The organism is Flavobacterium sp. CLA17, from assembly GCF_013112255.2.
Taxonomy (GTDB): domain Bacteria; phylum Bacteroidota; class Bacteroidia; order Flavobacteriales; family Flavobacteriaceae; genus Flavobacterium; species Flavobacterium circumlabens.
In genome coordinates this window covers 534,484-553,911 of the sequence record NZ_CP068294.1, presented here as the reverse complement: position 1 = coordinate 553,911, position 19,428 = coordinate 534,484, and the positions used below count along the sequence as shown (strand labels likewise).

The 19,428-nt window shown below is 35.4% G+C and carries 13 protein-coding genes; 2 read left to right on the top strand and 11 right to left on the bottom strand.

Annotated elements, in window-relative coordinates:
* Window positions 1-227: 227 nt before the first annotated feature.
* The 6 genes from HAV12_RS02305 to HAV12_RS02280 form a co-directional block, all read right to left on the bottom strand.
* Window positions 228-2,993, bottom strand: a complete 2,766-nt coding sequence (locus tag HAV12_RS02305; protein WP_171568295.1) for a PD-(D/E)XK nuclease family protein — start codon at window positions 2,991-2,993, stop codon at window positions 228-230.
* A 63-nt stretch (window positions 2,994-3,056) separates the two neighbouring features.
* The gene (locus tag HAV12_RS02300) at window positions 3,057-4,520 is read right to left on the bottom strand and encodes an OmpA family protein (protein WP_171568294.1); all 1,464 of its coding nucleotides are present in this window, start codon (window positions 4,518-4,520) and stop codon (window positions 3,057-3,059) included.
* Between the two features lie 112 nt (window positions 4,521-4,632).
* Window positions 4,633-5,826 carry a glycine C-acetyltransferase gene (gene kbl / locus HAV12_RS02295; RefSeq protein ID WP_171568293.1) on the bottom strand — a complete coding sequence of 398 codons (1,194 nt, stop codon included), beginning with the start codon at window positions 5,824-5,826 and terminating at the stop codon, window positions 4,633-4,635.
* Window positions 5,827-5,896: 70 nt separating this feature from the next.
* Complete coding sequence (locus HAV12_RS02290) at window positions 5,897-9,055, bottom strand: exodeoxyribonuclease V subunit beta (RefSeq protein WP_171568292.1); 3,159 nt, start codon at window positions 9,053-9,055, stop codon at window positions 5,897-5,899.
* A gap of 152 nt (window positions 9,056-9,207) precedes the next feature.
* The gene (locus tag HAV12_RS02285) at window positions 9,208-9,807 is read right to left on the bottom strand and encodes a lipoprotein signal peptidase (protein WP_171568291.1); all 600 of its coding nucleotides are present in this window, start codon (window positions 9,805-9,807) and stop codon (window positions 9,208-9,210) included.
* Window positions 9,808-9,929: 122 nt separating this feature from the next.
* Window positions 9,930-10,145 (bottom strand): hypothetical protein, encoded by a 216-nt coding sequence (locus HAV12_RS02280; RefSeq protein ID WP_132037251.1) that lies wholly within the window; start codon window positions 10,143-10,145, stop codon window positions 9,930-9,932.
* Window positions 10,146-10,322: 177 nt separating this feature from the next.
* On the opposite strand from HAV12_RS02280, the gene HAV12_RS02275 reads away from it, so the two are divergent.
* The gene (locus HAV12_RS02275) at window positions 10,323-10,679 is read left to right on the top strand and encodes a roadblock/LC7 domain-containing protein (protein ID WP_132037250.1); all 357 of its coding nucleotides are present in this window, start codon (window positions 10,323-10,325) and stop codon (window positions 10,677-10,679) included.
* Window positions 10,680-10,712: 33 nt separating this feature from the next.
* Window positions 10,713-11,093, top strand: a complete 381-nt coding sequence (locus tag HAV12_RS02270; protein ID WP_132037249.1) for a hypothetical protein — start codon at window positions 10,713-10,715, stop codon at window positions 11,091-11,093.
* A 180-nt stretch (window positions 11,094-11,273) separates the two neighbouring features.
* Here HAV12_RS02270 and HAV12_RS02265 read toward each other — a convergent pair whose 3' ends face one another.
* The 5 genes from HAV12_RS02265 to HAV12_RS02245 all read right to left on the bottom strand — a co-directional run bounded on the left by HAV12_RS02265 (window position 11,274) and on the right by HAV12_RS02245 (window position 19,244).
* Window positions 11,274-11,654: a TraR/DksA C4-type zinc finger protein gene (locus HAV12_RS02265; RefSeq protein ID WP_035681592.1), complete on the bottom strand. Its 381-nt coding sequence runs from the start codon at window positions 11,652-11,654 to the stop codon at window positions 11,274-11,276.
* A 7-nt stretch (window positions 11,655-11,661) separates the two neighbouring features.
* Window positions 11,662-15,063, bottom strand: coding sequence for an isoleucine--tRNA ligase (gene ileS / locus HAV12_RS02260; RefSeq protein WP_171568290.1), 3,402 nt, complete (start codon window positions 15,061-15,063; stop codon window positions 11,662-11,664).
* Window positions 15,064-15,193: 130 nt separating this feature from the next.
* Window positions 15,194-15,907: a DNA repair protein RecO gene (gene recO / locus HAV12_RS02255; protein WP_132037247.1), complete on the bottom strand. Its 714-nt coding sequence runs from the start codon at window positions 15,905-15,907 to the stop codon at window positions 15,194-15,196.
* Entirely contained in the window at window positions 15,901-16,932 is a 1,032-nt protein-coding gene (locus HAV12_RS02250) for an acyltransferase (RefSeq protein WP_171568289.1), read from the bottom strand. The genes recO and HAV12_RS02250 overlap by 7 nt, the downstream gene beginning before the upstream one ends.
* Before the next feature lie 38 nt (window positions 16,933-16,970).
* The gene (locus HAV12_RS02245; RefSeq protein ID WP_171568288.1) at window positions 16,971-19,244 is read right to left on the bottom strand and encodes a T9SS type A sorting domain-containing protein; all 2,274 of its coding nucleotides are present in this window, start codon (window positions 19,242-19,244) and stop codon (window positions 16,971-16,973) included.
* Between the last annotated feature and the right edge of the window lie 184 nt (window positions 19,245-19,428).

The following is a 19,428-nucleotide window of genomic DNA, read 5'->3' as shown; positions in this document are numbered from 1 at the left end:
TGAACCAGTCAATCCTGGCAAGTGATAATGAGTCGCAAGTTTCTTCTAATGAAACAAATTTTGAATGATTAAAAAGAACTGTTTTAATTTCAAAGTAGCGTAATTTACCATCGCACACCTCTTTTATTTTTTTGTTGAAAACGAATTGAATATGCCCTTCTTTACAAAAACTGTTTATCCTTTACTTTTCAACCGATAATAAAATCGTCTTTTTACAGCTTAGTGATCTAATTTATTTTTTCCTCGAATGGAATAGCGGGATCAAAAATTTCCTTTAGCAGTAAAGCCACTTCTTCTAAATAACTGTTCAGGATTTCTTTGCTCACCGTAAGATCCAGTTCTTTCTCTTCCTTAAACCCAAACGGAAGAAATCCTGATTTTAAATTTTTGAAGGAAATAATACCGGCTTCCATAGGAATAGCACCGGCTTCTTCCTCAAACATAAACGCATAAGCCAGAACCTGAATGATTTTATCGTTTTTAAGCTCCTGAGTCAATCCATTCCACGACTTCAGTACTACATTTGTTTTCTCCACTTTTCCGGTCTTATAATCGATAATTCTTACTTTCCCGTTTCGCATCTCGATTCTGTCCACATTTCCCTTAATTAAGACAGGAAATGGCAAATCAGGATGGTTGAAGTGACGCTCAAATGTTTTTTCTAAAGCAGTGATTTTAATGGCATCTCCGTTTACAATCGACTCCAGTTCCATTTTCAGGAAATTGGAAACATTCCGTTTTGCTACTTCAAAAGCCAGAAGATTACGCCCTTTTTTAATTTCACCTTCTTTATAAACCAGTTTAAATTGCCTTAACACTTCGGCATCCAGAAGTTTAAAACAATTTTTTATATCCGCTTCAGAAATAAATTTGTCCACAAAAGGATCGTATAAGGCTTTTAAAGTTTCATGAATAATAGTTCCCAGCGTATTTAAGGCAATATTTTCTTCGACTTCTTCCACTTCGCGGATTCGAAGGATTTTCTGAAAATAAAATTCAATCGGATTCCGTATATAACTTGTTAAAGCTGACGGAGAAAAACCAGTTATGGCAATTTCTTTTAATCGCTCCATAACCGCTTCAGATTTTGGAATCACCATTGGCTGGTAAGCCGTTGTTGGCAAAACAGGATTATAGATATCAAAAGTAAGGTTATGTTTTACTTGCTTTTCGACTTCCAGCTGCGTAATAAAACGACTGCGCTCTCCGGCATCTAAACCATCATTTTCGGTATTATAAATCAGGTAAATATTTTTTGCCCTTTGCAGCAGATGATAAAAGTGATACGTATAAATGGCATCTTTTTCTTTAAAAGTCGGCAAACCTAATTCTCTTTTTACATCATACGGAATAAATGAATTTTGGGACTTCCCGGCAGGAAATTTTCCTTCGTTCATAGAAGTTACGATTACAGTATCAAAATCCAGAACACGGCTTTCGAGGACTCCCATAATTTGCAGTCCTTTCAGAGGCTCACCTTCAAAAGAAACTTCAGCGACATCAATAACCTGTTTGTAAATTGCATACAGCGTATCAATATTGTCGATATGTTTATGTTTCGAATAATAATTTATCAGCTTATTGATTACTTTAAAAATGGCAAAGACAAAAGCTTTGGCAATTTTTTCTTCTTCATTGTCGTTGCTGAAATTTTCTTTTATGACTAGTAAAAGAGTTGAAATATTTTCGAGAACTGCCACCGATCCGTTCTCCCACTTTTGAAAAAGCAATTTAAAAAGATCCGATACATTCGAATTGAGTTCAAACAATCTGTTGTGAGTAATAAAAGTATAATTATTCTCTTTTATAATCTTAACCAGATTACCGGCACCTGCATAAGGTTCTACTAACGGATGCGTTAAAATATCCAGTACGTCCTTATAATAAAAAACATAGCTTTCGCCTTTTCTGGAGAGCGCATTGGTATGCATTTTAAATAATTTCGCAATCAATATCTGCGATGGATTATTTTTACTGGAATATCCCATAGTAATATTCAAAGCTCCAACCGAAGAAGGCAAAGCATATAAAACGGGCATTAGTAAATTCTCTTCACCCAAAACAATGGCTACTTTATCCAGGGAGGTTAAAGGATTTTCAGCTACTATTTTTTCGATAATACTTCCGGCTAGTTTAGCCTGTCCAATCGTTTTTGGAGTTCCGATTACCTGAATGTTTTTTGATTGTGAAAAGTCATCAACAATCCACTCAAAAGGATTTGTTTTATAGTGTTTCCAGTTTTCTTTAAAGCGACGCACAAAAAGACCTGCATCATGATAAGGGTCATTAAGAAAAGTCTGATCCACATCCCAATAAATTTTAGCCTGATCTAAGGCCAAAAGATGCTGCACGATTTTTTCTTCAGCGGCATTCAAGGCATTGAAACCTGCAAAAACAAAATTACGTTCTGAAATTGTATTCGAAAAATGATTTAAATTATGGACTGCTTCCCGATAAATCAAACCCTGATACCCTATGCCTTTATGAAGCAAATGATTGTATAAAGACTCATAATACAAAGGGAGAAGTTTCCAGAACTCAATATAATTTTCTAAAAGTTTTGTTTTATTTTCAACCTCTATTCCCCATTTTTTTATGTCTTCGATATCTTTAAGATAAGACAAAACGTGGGAAGGTTCTAATAAGTAGCGATCAATTTCATTAAAATCCTGTAGAAGCGTTTTTGCCCAATTGGCAAATAATTCGAATGATTGTTGATTTTGTTTTTCTGTAACAGAAAGATATACTTCGTAAAATTCAAATAGAAGTTCAATTGAATCAACAGCGCGAATGGACGCGACATCCTGTACAAAATCTTCTATACTAATTATATCAGGAGAAAGAATCGTGTGAGTCGTTTCTTTTTTTAAGGCTTCAATTAAAAAAACCTTTGCTCTTTTATTTGGCAGGATAATAGTTGTTTCAGCAAGTTTACCTGAATAATCCTGAATTATAACAGTTGCTATTTTTCCGAGAAAAGAAGTATTTATCATTTTATAAAAATAAAAAAAGCCATTCAATTAAGAATGGCTTTTAGAATTTATTTAGAAAGTAAATTACAATTTACCTTCGTATTTAGAACCGATGTGTTTGATTTCAGTTCTTCTGTTTTGTGCTTTACCTGCAGGAGTTTTGTTACTCGCTACTGGTTGAGACTCACCAAAACCTTTAGATACTAAGTTATCAACATTTACTCCTCTTTCGATCAAAGCGTTCATTACAGCAGCAGCTCTGTCTTCAGAAAGTTTTTGGTTCAATTTGTCAGAACCATCGCTATCTGTGTGACCTTCAATGCTGAATTTCGCGTTTGGATAGTTTTTAAGGATTTCTTTAATAGCATCTAATCTAGCTGGAGTTTCTTTGTCTCCTGATTTGAAAGTAGCTTTACCTGAGTTAAAGTAGATTGCTCTAGCTTGAACTTTAAGGTCTTCTAACGCCTCAGAAGTAACTTCTGGACATCCTCTGTTACTAGCAGGACCAGCAACTGTAGGACAATCATCATCTTTATCTAAAACACCATCTTTATCAGCGTCTAAGAAAGGACAACCACCATTTTCTTTTGGACCAGCAACTGTAGGACATTTGTCATCTTTATCAGCAATACCATCACCGTCAGCATCTGGACAACCTCTTAAAGCAGCTAAACCAGCAACATCTGGACAAGCATCATCTTTATCAGCAATTCCGTCTCCGTCAGTATCAGGACAACCGTTTAATGCAGCTAAACCAAAAACATCTGGACAAGCATCACTAGCGTCAACGATTCCGTCTCCGTCAGTATCAGGACATCCGTTGAATTGTTTTAAACCAGCAACATCTGGACAAGCATCGTCTTTGTCATAAATTCCGTCTCCGTCAGTATCTTTACCTCCGAATTTGAAAACTAAACCAGCAGTGTGTTGGAAGTGAGATGGAGCATCTGGAACACCAGCTGCATCTACTCTGTCTCCAGAAACAGACCATTTGTATTTAGTAGCAAGCTCTAAACCAATAGCATCAGTAAACCAAAAAGTTACACCAGCACCTGGGTTAACAGTTCCGTAGCTGCTGTCTCCGAAGAAAACATAACCACCACCAACAGTTAACGAAGGATCGATTACTTTAGATTTGATTAATTCCTGGAAGCTGTATTTGATAGTTGCATCAACTCCGTAATACATTAAATCACCAGGATTAGTGACAACATTTCCTCTTGCATCATGACCTGGAGCCTTTGGATTGAAAGTAACAAATTTATCAATTTTGTTCACAGACCCTTGTAAACCTACAGAGAATCCACTTCCTACATATCTAGACACACCAATGTACGACAAAGAAGGAAGAATATTCCAGTTGTCTTTTACAGCGAATGCCTGAGAAAAATGTTGATCAAAGAAACCACTTCCTGCACCAGAGCTAGTTCTAGTGTCAACGGCATTAACTCCAAAAGAGATAGCCCATGGATTGTTACTGTCTTGCGCGTGAGAAGCTAGCCCCATCACCATCATTACAGCAACTAAAAGTTTGTTAAGATGTTTCATACTTAATTTTTTTAATTACAATTTAGTTAATTACAAGCAAAAGTAACACCAAATTTTTTAAATACAAAATGAAATGTTAAAAAAAACCTACAAAAATTCAATAAAATGGGAATTATATAACTTTTAACATTTTACCTACTGATACAAAAGCACTTATCGCTTTGTCCAAATGTTCTTTTGTATGCGCTGCTGACAGCTGTACGCGAATTCTTGCCTTCTCTTTCGGGACAACAGGAAAAAAGAAACCGATCACATAAATCCCTTCTTTCAAAAGTTCATCTGCCATTGTTTGTGATAATTTTGCATCGTACAACATAACCGGAACAATTGCAGAATCTCCATCTATAATATCAAATCCGGCATTTTTCATGCCTTCTTTAAAGTAGTTCGTATTCCATTCTAGTTTATCTCTTAAGGAAGTGTCTTTTTCCAATAATTCAAAAACCTTAATAGAAGCCCCAACAATTGCCGGTGCCAGCGAGTTCGAAAACAAATAAGGTCTTGATCTTTGACGCAACAACTCAATAATTTCTTTCTTTGCTGTTGTGTAACCACCCATAGCGCCACCTAATGCTTTACCAAGTGTACCTGTGATAATATCAACTCTCCCCATAACCCCTTTTGCTTCAAGTGTACCTTTACCGGTTGCACCAATAAATCCGGCAGCATGACATTCATCGACCATCACCAAAGCATCGTATTTATCCGCCAGATCACAGATTTTATCTAGTGGGGCAACAACACCGTCCATAGAGAAAACACCATCGGTCACAATTAATTTAAAACGAACACCTGCTTCATTAGCCTTAATTAACTGCTGTTCCAGATCCTCCATGTTACTATTCTCATAACGATAACGGGCTGCTTTACACAAACGCACACCATCAATAATAGAAGCATGATTTAAGCTATCAGAAATAATAGCGTCATTTTCGCCCAGCAATGGCTCAAAAACACCACCATTAGCATCAAAAGCGGCTGCATATAAAATAGTATCCTCTGTACCATAAAAGTCCGCAATCTTTTTTTCTAATGTTTTATGAATATCCTGTGTACCACAAATAAAACGAACAGACGACATTCCAAAACCATGTGTATCCATAGCATCTTTAGCAGCCTGAACTACTTCGGGATGCGATGAAAGTCCTAAATAATTATTGGCACAGAAATTTAAAACTTTCTCTCCGGTTGAAATCGTAATTTCAGCATCTTGTGCCGACGTTATAATACGTTCTTTTTTAAAAATTCCGTTTTCTTCAATAGTTTGCAACTCACTTTGCAAATGATCTTTAATTTTACCGTACATTTTTATTTATTTAATATGTTAAAAATTAACAACTTACACAAGCCGATCTCTTAACATCTGATTAATTTCATCACAAATTTACCACATCGACATCTGTTCCTATATATACCAAAGCTCTTTTTAACACTTTGTACCCTAAATCTTCAATAGCATCCTGATATTCCTGAATTTGTTTCGTGTATTTTGCATTACTGACACCCGTTTTATAATCCAGCAGATACGCTTCTTTATTTTTGGTCAGAACAATGCGATCCGGTTTTAAAATTTTGCCTTCTTTCTGAACAATGGTTTGCTCATTCAGAATTTTATCATTTCCATTAAAACACATACTTAATTCCGGATGATTTACAATTTCATGAAGTGTTGCCAAAACCTTTTCTGTCTGATCAAAAGTAATCAGTCCATTTTCAAGTGCTTTTGTAACAGCCAAATCCACATCCGTTTTATCTTTCACGAAGGCTAAGATTTCATGAATTACATTTCCGTACGAAATCGCTTCCTGTTGATGAGTACCCCACATTAAAGCTTCCCGCTGTGCGATTTTTATATTTTTCGGATTTAAAACTTCTGCAACCATTGGAATTACTTTAACTAAATCTACCTTTTTTGTCGACGGAGAAAGCTTTATTTTGTTTCCAAAATCATATTCTGTCTTTTCCGGATCATAAATTCCTTTATGTATCAAATATTTAATAAAGAAAGAAGCCATATTATTCGGAAATTCTCCGTCTTTTCGCTCTTTCAAAGATTGTGAAATAACATACAATTGTTCTTCAGCACGCGTTAGCGCTACATATAGAACATTAATATTATCGAGCAGTTCTTCTTGTTTTTTCAAATTAAAAACTGCCGATGCACTTTCACCGAAACCCTCAACTGCACTACTATTATCAATTAGAGCTTTCGGAACACCCAAATCAGCTTCTTCCGTATCCAGCCAGAGTTTATCTTTTGGTTTTCTGTTGTAATCTTCTTCGGCGAAAGGCATAATAACTACGGGAAACTCGAGCCCTTTCGATTTATGAATGGTCATAATGCGAACTGCATTATTTCCTTCTGGAGACGGGATGCTGAATTTCTCCGCATTTTTATCCCAATAACCGAGAAAATCCGCAATACCTGCCTGATTTCTGATGTCGCGCTCCAAAACGATATCCAGAAAAAACTGCACATAAGCATTTCCTTCTGACGGAAGAATGAATTTTGCAATGATTATTTCAACAGCTTCATACAAAGACTTCTTTCTGATATCTTCAAAAGAAAGCGATACATCAAACGTTAAAAGCCAATTCTCGAAATCACTTTCGAACCTTTGGGCCATTCCGTTTGCGATAAAATCATGAATCGGAATTTCAGTTTCTAAAGTTGTTCCTAAAAAATGCAAAAAATTAGCTTTCGACTCCAAATCGGCACTGTTATTCAGATATTTCAACAAATGAACAATCAACCGAACTTCTGTAGCATTCTGGATCATCAGCGTTTCTGACGAAAGAAGCGGAATATTTTGTTCTGTTAAATAATTGGCAATATCGATTCCCTGACCTCTTTTACGGGTCAAAATTACAATATCCTTATACTCAAAACCTTCCCGAACTACTTTTAGAATCGTATTTAAAGTCGCCAGAACATACAAATCTGATTTCTCTGCCACCTCTTCTTCATCTGCGAAATCATTTTTTTCTATTATGGGAAGAAAAGAAATATTGACATACCCGCCTTTTTTAGAATTTGGATTCTGAAAGCTATGATTTTCATATAAATCCTTATAATCTTCATTCGAAAATTCTGTAGAAATCAGCTTAAAAAAAGCATTATTAAAATCAATTACTTCACTGTAGCTTCTGTAATTTGTATTTAAATGCTCCAGTTTTTTATCCGGATTAGCAAAAGGATTTGCTTCTTTACTTAATTCAATAAATTGCTCGGCCTTTCCTCCTCTCCAGCGATAAATGGATTGTTTGGGATCACCAACAATCATAAGAGTTCCTTTATTTCCAAAATCATCCTGGCCCGAAAGCGCATTATCAATTAGAGGAATCAGGTTTTGCCATTGCATTTCTGACGTATCCTGAAATTCATCAATAAAAAAATGACGGTAACGTTCTCCCAAGCGCTCATAAATAAAGGGCGCCGGCTGATTTTGAATTTCACGATGAATAATGGCATTGAATTCTGAAATCGATAAAATATTTTGTTCCGATTGAATTTTTGCCAGTTCATTACTAACCGTATTGAGTAGAGAAAGCGGTGTTATATTTTTCAGAAAGGCTTTATAAAAATCCCTTTTTTCAAAGTTTTTATAAATTTTAGCCAGGGTAAGAAGCAATTCGGGAATAAGATTTTCAATTAAAGCCCTGTCACTTGCGGTTTTATTGATTGCAATATCCTCAAATTCATGAAACGTTTTATTTCTTGGATTGAATTTTCCATCACGAATACTTTCGAGATGATTCGGAAAAGTTCCCCTTGAAAATGATTTTAAATCGATACCGTTTTTATCGATTAGCTCCAGAGTCTGTATAGCAAATCCGGTATTTTCTTTTTCTAAATCGGCACACAAAACCGACATTTTCTTTTTTATCGCCACAAATTCCTCAATGGATTTATCCTGAAAATGAGAAATTTCATTCCTATTATTTTCATTCAGAACCAATCTTCCGGTTTCAAGAATCTCACGCGAAACATCCCAACTTTTATCGTCGTCGGTTTTTTCCATCGTAAAATCAATCAGTAATTTGGTCAGCGTTTCGTCCTGTCCCGCCTGAGCAATAATAGCATCAACGGCTTCTACCAATAAATTCTCGGTATCCAGCGTAACTTCAAAGGTCATGGGTAAATTCAGGTCATGTGCAAAAGCACGAATTACCTTATGTGTGAATTTATCAATGGTAGAAATATCAAAAGCAGCATAATTATGAATAAGATGCTTAATTATACTTTGAGATTTTGTCTTGATTTTTATTATCGAAAGACCTGTTTCACGGGACAAATCTTCCATTAAATCCATAGCTTTTGCAGAAGGTTCGTCTTTTGTAAATTCAGAAAGACTTCCCACAATACGGCTTTTCATTTCATGAACCGCTTTATTGGTAAACGTTATTGCCAGAATATTGCGGTAGGCATCATTTTTGGGTGATGAAAGAATAATTTTAAGATATTCCTTAACCAAAGTGTAGGTCTTTCCCGAACCCGCAGATGCATCATAGATAGAAAAAGACGGACTTTGCATAGGTTTGATTTTTGTATCGTAAAAATAGCACAATAAATATTAATCCCAAAAATGTAAAATTTTCAATAAAAAAAAATCCAAATTCCAATTAACATGCTATAACATGCAGCTATTGAAATTTGGAATTTTTTTATTGGTGTTTTTTCTAATTTTTAGGTATGTTTCGGGAATGCTCTTTTATTAAATACAAGCAGGATACCAACACCTGTAGAAATCGCCATATCGGCAACATTGAAAATAGCATTAAAAAACATAAAATGTTTACCTCCAAAGAAAGGCAGCCAGCTTGGCAAATTACCTTCCCAGATTGGAAAATAAAACATATCTACTACCAAACCATGAAACCACGTTCCGTATGGAGTTGGTGAAAAGAGTGTCGCAAGATTATGGGTACTGTCGTCAAAAATTACTCCGTAAAAAACAGAATCCAGTATATTTCCGGCAGCTCCGGCAAAAATTAAGGCAATGGAAACGATCAAATAAGTAGAATGACGTTTTTTAATCGCATCAGCCAGCCAATATCCGATTCCGAATACAGCAAAAATTCTAAAAACGGTCAGAATTAATTTTCCATATTCGCCGGGAATTTTTGTTCCCCAGGCCATTCCTTCATTTTCTATAAAATGAATTCTGAACCAATCCGCAATAACCACTTCTTCACCTAAGACAAAGTTTGTTTTTACATAGATTTTAGAAAGCTGATCGATAAGTAAAACTAAAAATATGAGGAAGTACGATTTTCGTAATGACATTTTATAAAATTTTGATGGGCAAAAGTAATAATTTAATCAAAAAGAACGCCCCTTACGGAGCGTTAATTGTTTTATAATAAAATAAACAAGTCTAAAATAACTTTTGACCCGCTTCGTAAAAGCTATTTCTTAACACTTGAATTTGTTGGTGTTTTAGGGGCATCGGTAAAAAATTCGGAAATAGATTTAAACAAACCTTTTCCCTCTTTTCCTGCAGCGTTTTTTTTAGCGGCATCCTTTGCGATCTGGGACTTTAATTTAATTCGCATTTTCTCGAATTCTTTCATTCTATTTTCGACATCCGAGTTCACATCTTTAAATTTCAACACTTTATTCATAATGTAAGTTTTTTATAGTAAAAAAAATAAAATTATTTTGATTCGGCAATACAATAATACATAAAATAATTTATATTTGTTAGAAAAATTAACAGTTGTTTAGTCAGAATACATCCCGATACTTTAAAAATTTTATCAATATCAATATATTTTAACAACTCCTTAAATCCTTCCAAAATGAATGAAATCACGACCATCCTGAACGATTTTCTGGTTAACACTAAATCTACATCAGCGCTAATTTTAAACGGAAAAGGAAAACTAATCACATCATTACACTTAGATTACGGAGACAGTGTAGCGGCAATGAGCGCTGCGATTTTATCTATGAGTGAAAAATTTTTAGCTGATCTGGATAAAGGTTCCCTGAAACAGTTGTTTTTAAAAACAGCAGACGGAGTTGTAATTGGAAATAAGATCAGTGGCTCAAACTTTGTAGTGGCTTTTTCAAAAGACGGGAGCAACCTCGGATTATTGATGCGTACAACAGAGGAACTTTCGACAGAATTAAGCAAAAATTCCCTATTGAAATAACATAAATCTATTAACCACAAATACCACAAAACCATGAGTAACGACTTTTTAAACGTGTTTTTAAATGAAATGAAAACAAATGTAAACGGTTTTATTGCTATTGCCGTAACCGAAATTGAATCAGGATTAAGCTTTGGTAATTTAAGTTTAGACCCTTCTTTTGATCCTGAACTGGCAGCTGCTTACAATCTTGAAGTTGTAAAAGCAAAATTAAACGCCGTGAAAGCCTTGAATTTAAATCAGGATATTGAAGATATCTTAATTACGCTTTCCACACAAATTCACATTATTGACATTTCACCCAACAAAAAATTTATGATTTACCTGGCGGCAGACTCCAGCAAAGCCAATTTAGGAATGACAAGAGCTATCCTGAAAAAACATAAATTAGAACTCGAAAAGAATTTAGCTTAATGCAATTCACCATTGCTTAATTAGAACTGTTTATAATCGGGACAGTTCTAATTAATGCAATATTTTTCAATCCTGTTAACTGCCTCATCTTTCAAAGCGCAGTACGGATTTAAGGAATCACTTCACATTTTTATATATAAAAAAACGCCCCAAAAGGAGCGTTTCATAATTTAGTATATCTTATCGTTGCAGATTTTTTGCTTCGATACTCATTGTAGCGTGAGGTACAATTTTCAGTCTTTCTTTACCGATTAATTTACCTGTTACTTTGCAGATACCATATGTTTTATTTTCTACACGGAATAATGCGTTTTTCAAATCACGAATAAACTTTTCCTGTCTGATAGCCAACTGTGAGTTTGCTTCTTTTGACATTGTTTCGCTTCCTTCTTCAAAAGCTTTGAAAGTTGGAGAGGTATCATCTGTTCCGTTATTCAAATCATTCATGTAAGCACTTTTTATTAAATCCAGATCGGCTTGTGCTTTTTGTATTTTATTTTGGATTATTTCTTTGAACTCCGCCAAATCAGCGTCAGAGTATCTTGTAATTTCATCTACCATTTTTATATTATTTTGAAATTAATATCATTGTTTTAATATCATCAAACTCAATTTCTATGCCGCTTTCCAAAGCATCTGTAAAAACCAAATTATCTGTTAATGTCTCAGACTTAATATAGTCTTCATTTTTTAAAATAGCTTCCTCTAAAAGGCCGGTTCTTTTAATTTGCACTTTAATCTTATCAGTAACCTCAAATCCTGAATCTTTACGGATATTCTGAATTCTGTTTACTACTTCCCTTGCGATACCTTCTTTTTTCAAATCTTCGGTGATTGTTATATCAAGCGCAACTGTGATTCCGTTTGAATTTGCAACCAGCCATCCTTCGATATCCTGAGACGTTATTTCGACATCTTCTAATGATAAAGTTACATTATTTCCAGCAATAACAATATCTAACGTCCCCTGCTTGTCCAACTGATTGATCTGATCAGAAGAAAAACTTTGTATTTGCTTAGAAATCAAGCCCATATCTTTTCCAAAGCGTGGTCCTAACGTCTTAAAATTAGGTTTAATCTGTTTTACCAAAACACCTGAAGCATCGTCTAAAAGCATAATTTCTTTCACGTTTACTTCTGCTTTTATAAGCTCGGAAATAGCTTCGATTTCAGTACGTTGATTCTCGTCAAGTACCGGAATCATTACCTTTTGTAAAGGCTGACGCACCTTGATCATTTCCTTTTTACGAAGCGATAAAACCAATGATGAGATGGTTTGCGCCTTCTGCATTTTGCTTTCTAACGTTTTATTAACAAAGTTTTCGACAAATTTTGGGAACTCTGCCAAGTGAACACTGGCAAAACCCTCAGTCCCTGTTGAAACTGTTAAATCCCGATACAATTTATCCATGAAAAAAGGAGCGACCGGAGCACTCAATTTGCTTATTGTTAGTAAACAAGTATAAAGTGTTTGGTAAGCTGCAATTTTATCAGGAGCGTATTCGCCTTTCCAGAAACGACGACGGCATAAACGAACGTACCAGTTACTCAGGTTTTCCTGAACAAAGTCAGAAATTGCTCTTGTAGCTTTTGTTGGTTCGTAATCTGCATAACATTCGTCAACAAATTTTATCAGCGTGTGCAATTCAGACATAATCCACTGATCGATTTCGGGTCTTTCGTTTAACGGAATTTCCGCTTCAGCATATTTAAATCCGTCGATATTGGCATATAGCGAAAAGAACGAATAGGTGTTGTATAATGTTCCGAAGAATTTACGGCGAACCTCAGCAATTCCATCTAAATCAAATTTCAGGTTATCCCATGGATTTGCATTCATAATCATGTACCAGCGTGTGGCATCAGGACCATATTCTTCGATGGTTTTGAAAGGGTCTATCGTATTCCCTTTACTTTTAGACATTTTTATTCCGTCTTTATCTAAAACCAGACCATTCGAAACTACATTTTTATAGGCAACTTTATCAAAAACCAAAGTGGCTATTGCATGTAAGGTATAAAACCATCCACGAGTCTGATCGACACCTTCTGCAATGAAATTCGCAGGGAAATCTTTATTCTCGTCGATTTTATCTTTGTTTTCAAATGGATAATGCCATTGTGCATAAGGCATTGCTCCGGAATCAAACCAAACGTCAATTAAATCGCTTTCGCGTTTCATTGGTTGTCCGGAAGCAGAAACTAAAATTATCTGATCAACTACATTTTTATGTAAATCAATTAAATCATAATTTGCTTCAGACATGTTTCCGATTTCAAAACCTTTGAATGGGTTTTCTTTTTGAAAACCGGCTTCGACAGATTTTTCGATCGCGTTGTATAATTCTTCAACAGAGCCAATAAGAACTTCTTCTTTTTTGTCTTCGGTTCTCCAAATTGGCAACGGAATACCCCAATATCTAGAACGAGATAAGTTCCAGTCGTTGGCATTTTTCAGCCAGTTTCCAAAACGTCCTTCACCAGTAGACTTAGGCTTCCAATTGATAGTTTCGTTCAGGTCGAACATTCTATCTTTTACATCGGTTACTTTAATGAACCAAGAGTCTAGGGGATAATATAATAACGGCTCATCAGTTCTCCAGCTGTGTGGATAACTATGTACGTATTTTTCAACCTTAAAGGCTTTATTTTCTTCTTTTAATCGAATAGCAATTTCAACATCAACAGAACGCTCTGGCGCTTGTCCTTCGTCATAATATTCGTTTTTCACATATTTACCGGCAAGATCACCTAAGTGTGAAGTGAATTTCCCTTGTAAATCAACCAAAGGAACTGCTGTTCCGGTTTCATCTAAAACCAACATTGGCGGAATTTCCGGTTTTGCTTCTTTTGCTACTTTAGCATCATCTGCACCAAAAGTCGGAGCGGTATGTACAATTCCGGTTCCGTCTTCGGTAGTTACGAAATCTCCGGCAATTACTCTAAAGGCGTTTTCCGCATTTTGGTAGGGCAATACGTATTGCAATAATTGCTCGTAACGAATTTCAACTAAGTCAGAACCTTTAGCTTCCGCTAAAATTTTATACGGAAGTTGTTTGTCGCCGTTTTTCACTTTGTCAAAATCAGCATCATCTTCGCTTGCAAAAAATCCTTTCCCGAACTGTTTTCCAACTAAATTTTTAGCCAGAATAACATTTACAGGTTCGAAGGTATATTGATTGAAAGTTTTTACTAAAACATAATCGATTTTTGGACCAACGGTCAAAGCGGTATTCGAAGGCAATGTCCACGGAGTTGTCGTCCAGGCTAAGATGTGAATATCTCCAAAACCTTTTAAAAAGTTTGGCAATGTTTCCGGCAATGTTTTAAACTGTGCTACAATCGTAGTATCTGTAACATCGCGATATGCTCCGGGCTGGTTTACTTCGTGAGAAGACAATCCTGTTCCTGCTTTCGGAGAATACGGCTGAATTGTGTACCCTTTGTACAACAAACCTTTATCGTAGATTTGTTTCAAAAGCCACCAGACAGACTCCATATATTTGGGTTTGTAAGTCACATACGGATCATCCATATCTACCCAATATCCCATTTTTTCGGTCAGATCATTCCATACGTCGGTATAACGCATTACGGTTTTTTTACACGCTTCGTTATATTCTTCGATAGAAATGGTTTTCCCAATATCTTCTTTTGTGATTCCAAGTTCTTTCTCAGTACCTAATTCTACAGGCAGTCCGTGCGTATCCCAACCGGCTTTTCTTTTTACCTGAAAACCTTTTTGAGTTTTATATCTGCAAAAAATATCTTTAATCGCACGTGCCATCACGTGGTGAATTCCCGGTAAACCGTTAGCTGAAGGCGGACCTTCAAAAAATACGTAAGGCTCAGCACCTTCGCGAGTGGTTACACTCTTTTCAAATATATTTTCTTTCTTCCAAAAATCAAGTACTTCTGACGCTACTGTTGGCAAGTCAAGTCCTTTGTATTCAGTAAATTTTGTGCTCATTTTATCCTTTTCTTAATCGAGGTGCGAAAGTAAGGAATTTTGAGGTAAATAGATAAAAGATGACAGAAAAAAGAGTGCTGCCCTTGAATTTCAGGTAGATTCCGCAGAAAACAGCTCCAATTTGTAAAATTTAAGAGAAAACTTCTTTTAAAACTTCCAAAGATTTTGGTTTTTTGAATCCATCCAAATGAAAACTGTAGTAGTCGATCAGAATTTTAAGCAGTATTTGTCTTTCAATAACATGAAAAACTTTTTGATCGTTGTCAAATTTTAAATCAATTAACTTTTTAAACAAGTTACTTTCATGTTCCGTCAGCGAACCCATACCGTGGAAAAGGGTAAAAACCCCATCGTACATTTCAAAAAAAGGCAAATCCATTTCTGAAACATCCGGATAAAAACCCAAATATTTGGTTGTTTCCAGAAGAAGGATTAAATGGAAGTTAGAAATCTCATCGTGATGATCCAGCCAGGTCAAAGCAGTCTCTAAAAACACAAAAAGAGGTTCGTTTTTTTCTTCTTCCTGAATCGAATAATGAAGCATTTCAGACAGAAACATCACCATCGTACTTTTTACAATATCGGTATGGATACTTTGGAAGGGAACGGCTGTTTTTATTTCCTTGAAATTCTCTAAAGTACCTTTGTTTTTATGTACGGCCTCGATTTCGAGAATGGACAAAGGCTGAAAATAAGCAATTTTCTGACTGGCTTTCCGGCTCGAAAAAGCATCACGCACAAAATAAGATTTCAGGCCGTTTGAAAGCGTAAAACATTTTACGATCAGGCTTTTTTCCTGAAATTTTAAGGATGAGATTACGATTGCTTTTGTTTTGACTAACATACAGTCGGAATGTGCTTTTGATTGTTCTTTTTATATCTATCCAAAAATCTTCGTTCTATAAAAAACCACGAAAGGACAGCAAAGAACAAAGTAATCAAAATTACGGCAACTGCCATTAAATAAGCATTGTATTTTTCGAATAAGTCATATTGCCTGAAAATCTGAATGACAGGAAAATGGTAGATATAAAGTCCATAGGTAAAATCGCCATACTTTCCGAAATTATTCAAAAAAGGAAGATTGTAGGCGGTAATAATGACAATGCAGCCAAATGCTGCAGGATACAGCCAATCTGTTTGCAGGCTTAAAATATAATAACCCATTAAGAGTAAAACTGAAAATGTCAAAATTATTTTTTTGTATTTCATAATGAAATCAAAATTCAAAAACAGCAAAATTCCCGTTACGAAATAAGACAAATAACCCGGTAATTGCTTTGCTAATAATGGCTTATCCAGATAATCCATAGTAAACCAATATAGTAACGACAAAATATAAAGACTTGCGAGTACTAAAAAAGTCCTTCTGGTTTTTTTGATTACGTAAAAAATCAGAGGCAAAACAATATAAAAACCTTCTTCTACTTTTAAGGTCCATAAAGCTCCATTTACAGCGCAATGAAGATTATTCACAAAAAGTCCCGGCAGGCAAGGCTGCATGAAATTTAGAAAAACCAAATTCCATCCCAGATATTTATAGGTATTGATATCTGAAAAATAGTCCGAAAAATTATAGCTGCTAAAGAAGGCAAAAATCAGAACTGAAAAAAGAATAACCACAATATAAGCCGGTAAAATTCTTTTGGCGCGTTTAACGAAGTATTCTTTTAATGAAGGTGTATTCACATAACTTTTGGCAACCAGAAAACCACTTATTACAAAGAAACCTTTTATCGCTATTATTGCATTAGAGAAATAAGACAAAAAAGCCAGATTACTATTTTGAGAAAGTTCGCAGAGGTGTGCCAATAGAATATTTGCTGCAAAGAAAAACCGTAAAAAGTCAAAACAATTTTTATTATTCATAGTGCTGATAGACATGTAATAAAACGGCGGGTATCAAACTACCTGATAATCATTACTTTTTTAACCTTAGTTTCAACGCCGTCCTGAGCCGAGATAAAAATCATATAAACTCCGGACGCGACTTTATATCTGCCAAACGCAGTTGTATCCCACTCTATTGTTCCGCCCTGGGAGATAGTTTCGAAAACGAGATTCCCTTCAATATCTGTAATTTTTATATTTGCTTTATCCAGCAATCCTGCCACTTTTACCGTTCCTCCATAATTAGGGCGAACCGGATTTGGATAGACATAAACCTCATTCAAATTCTCATTTGCGGCAGTTGATACTCCTTTAAAAGAAATAAGCCCTTTGTCTGTTGCTATAAAAACTTCGCCCGTTGCACTATTGATATCAATATCATTTATAGTATTACTGGGTAAAGGAGAATTATTTATGGTAAAATGATATTTGGTTTCCTGTCCGTTTGGAGAAACTAAAAAAACACCCGAATCAGCAGTACCGATCCATTTGTTGTTAGATCCGTCAACCACAATATCTGTAATAAACTGCTCGTACAACAATTCCTGAGCTAAGCCATCTTCGAGAATAATGATTGCTTTTGTTGTTAATTGAGGATCTGTTAAAAAACTATTCACATTAGAAAGAATCCGCAATCCTTTTGTTGTTCCTATCCAAAGCTGATTGTTATTATCCGGAGTTGCTACACGCGCATCCATAAAAGGAAGATTTCCGGCATCACTGCCCATTGTAATTTTCTTGAACACATTTCCTTTTTCGTTAAATCCGACAATACCATTATTATAGGTTGCCATCCATTTTGTTCCGTTTTTATCAATTGACATTCGGCCAAAAGGACAACTCGCAACATTCGTAATTATTGATTTTGTCGAATAAACCTGCCAGTCTCCATTCGGTTTCAGCACTTTGATTCCGTTGTCTACTAAACTGTTGTTCATCCACAAATTTCCGGTTTTATCAAACACCATTCCATTTACCCACACATCTGTTGTGCCTGGCGGAACGGCCTCTAAGGAACTATTTCCTGTTCCGTAAAGATAAGAGGGTACATTATTTTCAACCTTTAGTAAACCTGCATCATAAGAACCGATGTATACTTTATTTTCATTATTTGGATCTACCGCTATTCTTACTAACGATTTAGCGCCTAAAACTTCTTCGTAAGGAATATCCAGCCATTGATCCTGACTGAATTTACTTATTCCATAATTATCTTTTGGATATGGATTGTAGACTCCGGAATAGTCTCCAAAAACTGTCCATAACGAATTTGTCGTAGCCTGAAGCGCAAAAACACTATTTCGTAAAGGTCCTTTTGGTGTACTGTTCTCAAAAACAGAAGCTCCTGAAAGTGTTGACGAGAATAAACCATTCTCCTTTGTTCCAATATAAATTAAATCTCCAACAGTCGTCGCACAACTAAAACTCAGTTTGTCACTCAGCACCTGCATATTGCTAATCTGACGAGTCTGCGTCATTTGATTGTTATAAACATAAACAGTCGTAGCGGTTGTAATAAACAAATTATTATTTTTGGCCCGCATGTCTACGGAAGACTGTGGAAGCTGAACAAACCCAACAAATGTATTAGAATTATATCTGTGAATGTATCCCGCAGTATTGATTGCTATAAGTGCTGTATCAAATGTTTCAACACTGGACCAATCTCCTGAATTAACCACACTCCACTGATTGAAATCGATTAAATTCGCATTTGCAAGATCCGCTCTCCTGATTCCGTTTGAAGTTGCCGCATAAATAAACCCGTTAAAAAAAGAAGTTTGTCTGACACTTATTTCAGCACCATTATCACCAATAAAATAGGTGTCACCAAATTGCAATGTTTTCAGGTTAAACTGCACAATTCCAAAATCACAAGAAACATAAACAAGACCGTCGCGCTCCATAAAGTGATTGATTTTCTTTAGATTAGGCGCTAACTGTTTATTAATAATATCTACTTTTTTTGAAATGCTTCCATCGGTTTCATTCACAATAGCCAGCAAGCCGTTTTCGTATCCTATTAAAGTTTTTTTAGAAGTCTCACTAAAATATAAGGCAGAAATGGTTTGTCCCGAAAGTCCTTCAACAGTAGTAGTTGTTTTAATAGTGTTGTCTGCCTGGTTTTTAGAAAATACTGCATTTTCTGAAGCGGCAAAAACAGTTGTTGCATTTTCTGAAATATCTTTTATTTCATTAAACGAAAAATAGCCCTGCCAGGACAATTTATTCTGTGCGACCGCTAATTGCATCAACAATAAAAACAAAATATACAAAAACCTTCTCTTCATTTTCAAATATGTTCGGATAGACAAATATACTACAAACGTAAGTATTTGAATTTTGTTCTCTTCATAAATAATTCACGTTATTTTTACCACGATCCGACCGATGTAAACAGACGGAGTAATTCCCGAATTTTATTGTTTAAAAAAACAGCAAAAAAAAAATGCCTTCATTCCTGACAACAGAAAC

Excerpts from the sequence above, each read along its gene's own strand:
- HAV12_RS02305 (WP_171568295.1), bottom strand. The coding sequence starts at position 2,993 with ATGATAAATACTTCTTTTCTCGGAAAAATAGCAACTGTTATAATTCAG.
- HAV12_RS02300 (WP_171568294.1), bottom strand. The coding sequence starts at position 4,520 with ATGAAACATCTTAACAAACTTTTAGTTGCTGTAATGATGGTGATGGGG.
- kbl (WP_171568293.1), bottom strand. The coding sequence starts at position 5,826 with ATGTACGGTAAAATTAAAGATCATTTGCAAAGTGAGTTGCAAACTATT.
- HAV12_RS02290 (WP_171568292.1), bottom strand. The coding sequence starts at position 9,055 with ATGCAAAGTCCGTCTTTTTCTATCTATGATGCATCTGCGGGTTCGGGA.
- HAV12_RS02285 (WP_171568291.1), bottom strand. The coding sequence starts at position 9,807 with ATGTCATTACGAAAATCGTACTTCCTCATATTTTTAGTTTTACTTATC.
- HAV12_RS02280 (WP_132037251.1), bottom strand. The coding sequence starts at position 10,145 with ATGAATAAAGTGTTGAAATTTAAAGATGTGAACTCGGATGTCGAAAAT.
- HAV12_RS02275 (WP_132037250.1), top strand. The coding sequence starts at position 10,323 with ATGAATGAAATCACGACCATCCTGAACGATTTTCTGGTTAACACTAAA.
- HAV12_RS02270 (WP_132037249.1), top strand. The coding sequence starts at position 10,713 with ATGAGTAACGACTTTTTAAACGTGTTTTTAAATGAAATGAAAACAAAT.
- HAV12_RS02265 (WP_035681592.1), bottom strand. The coding sequence starts at position 11,654 with ATGGTAGATGAAATTACAAGATACTCTGACGCTGATTTGGCGGAGTTC.
- ileS (WP_171568290.1), bottom strand. The coding sequence starts at position 15,063 with ATGAGCACAAAATTTACTGAATACAAAGGACTTGACTTGCCAACAGTA.
- recO (WP_132037247.1), bottom strand. The coding sequence starts at position 15,907 with ATGTTAGTCAAAACAAAAGCAATCGTAATCTCATCCTTAAAATTTCAG.
- HAV12_RS02250 (WP_171568289.1), bottom strand. The coding sequence starts at position 16,932 with ATGAATAATAAAAATTGTTTTGACTTTTTACGGTTTTTCTTTGCAGCA.
- HAV12_RS02245 (WP_171568288.1), bottom strand. The coding sequence starts at position 19,244 with ATGAAGAGAAGGTTTTTGTATATTTTGTTTTTATTGTTGATGCAATTA.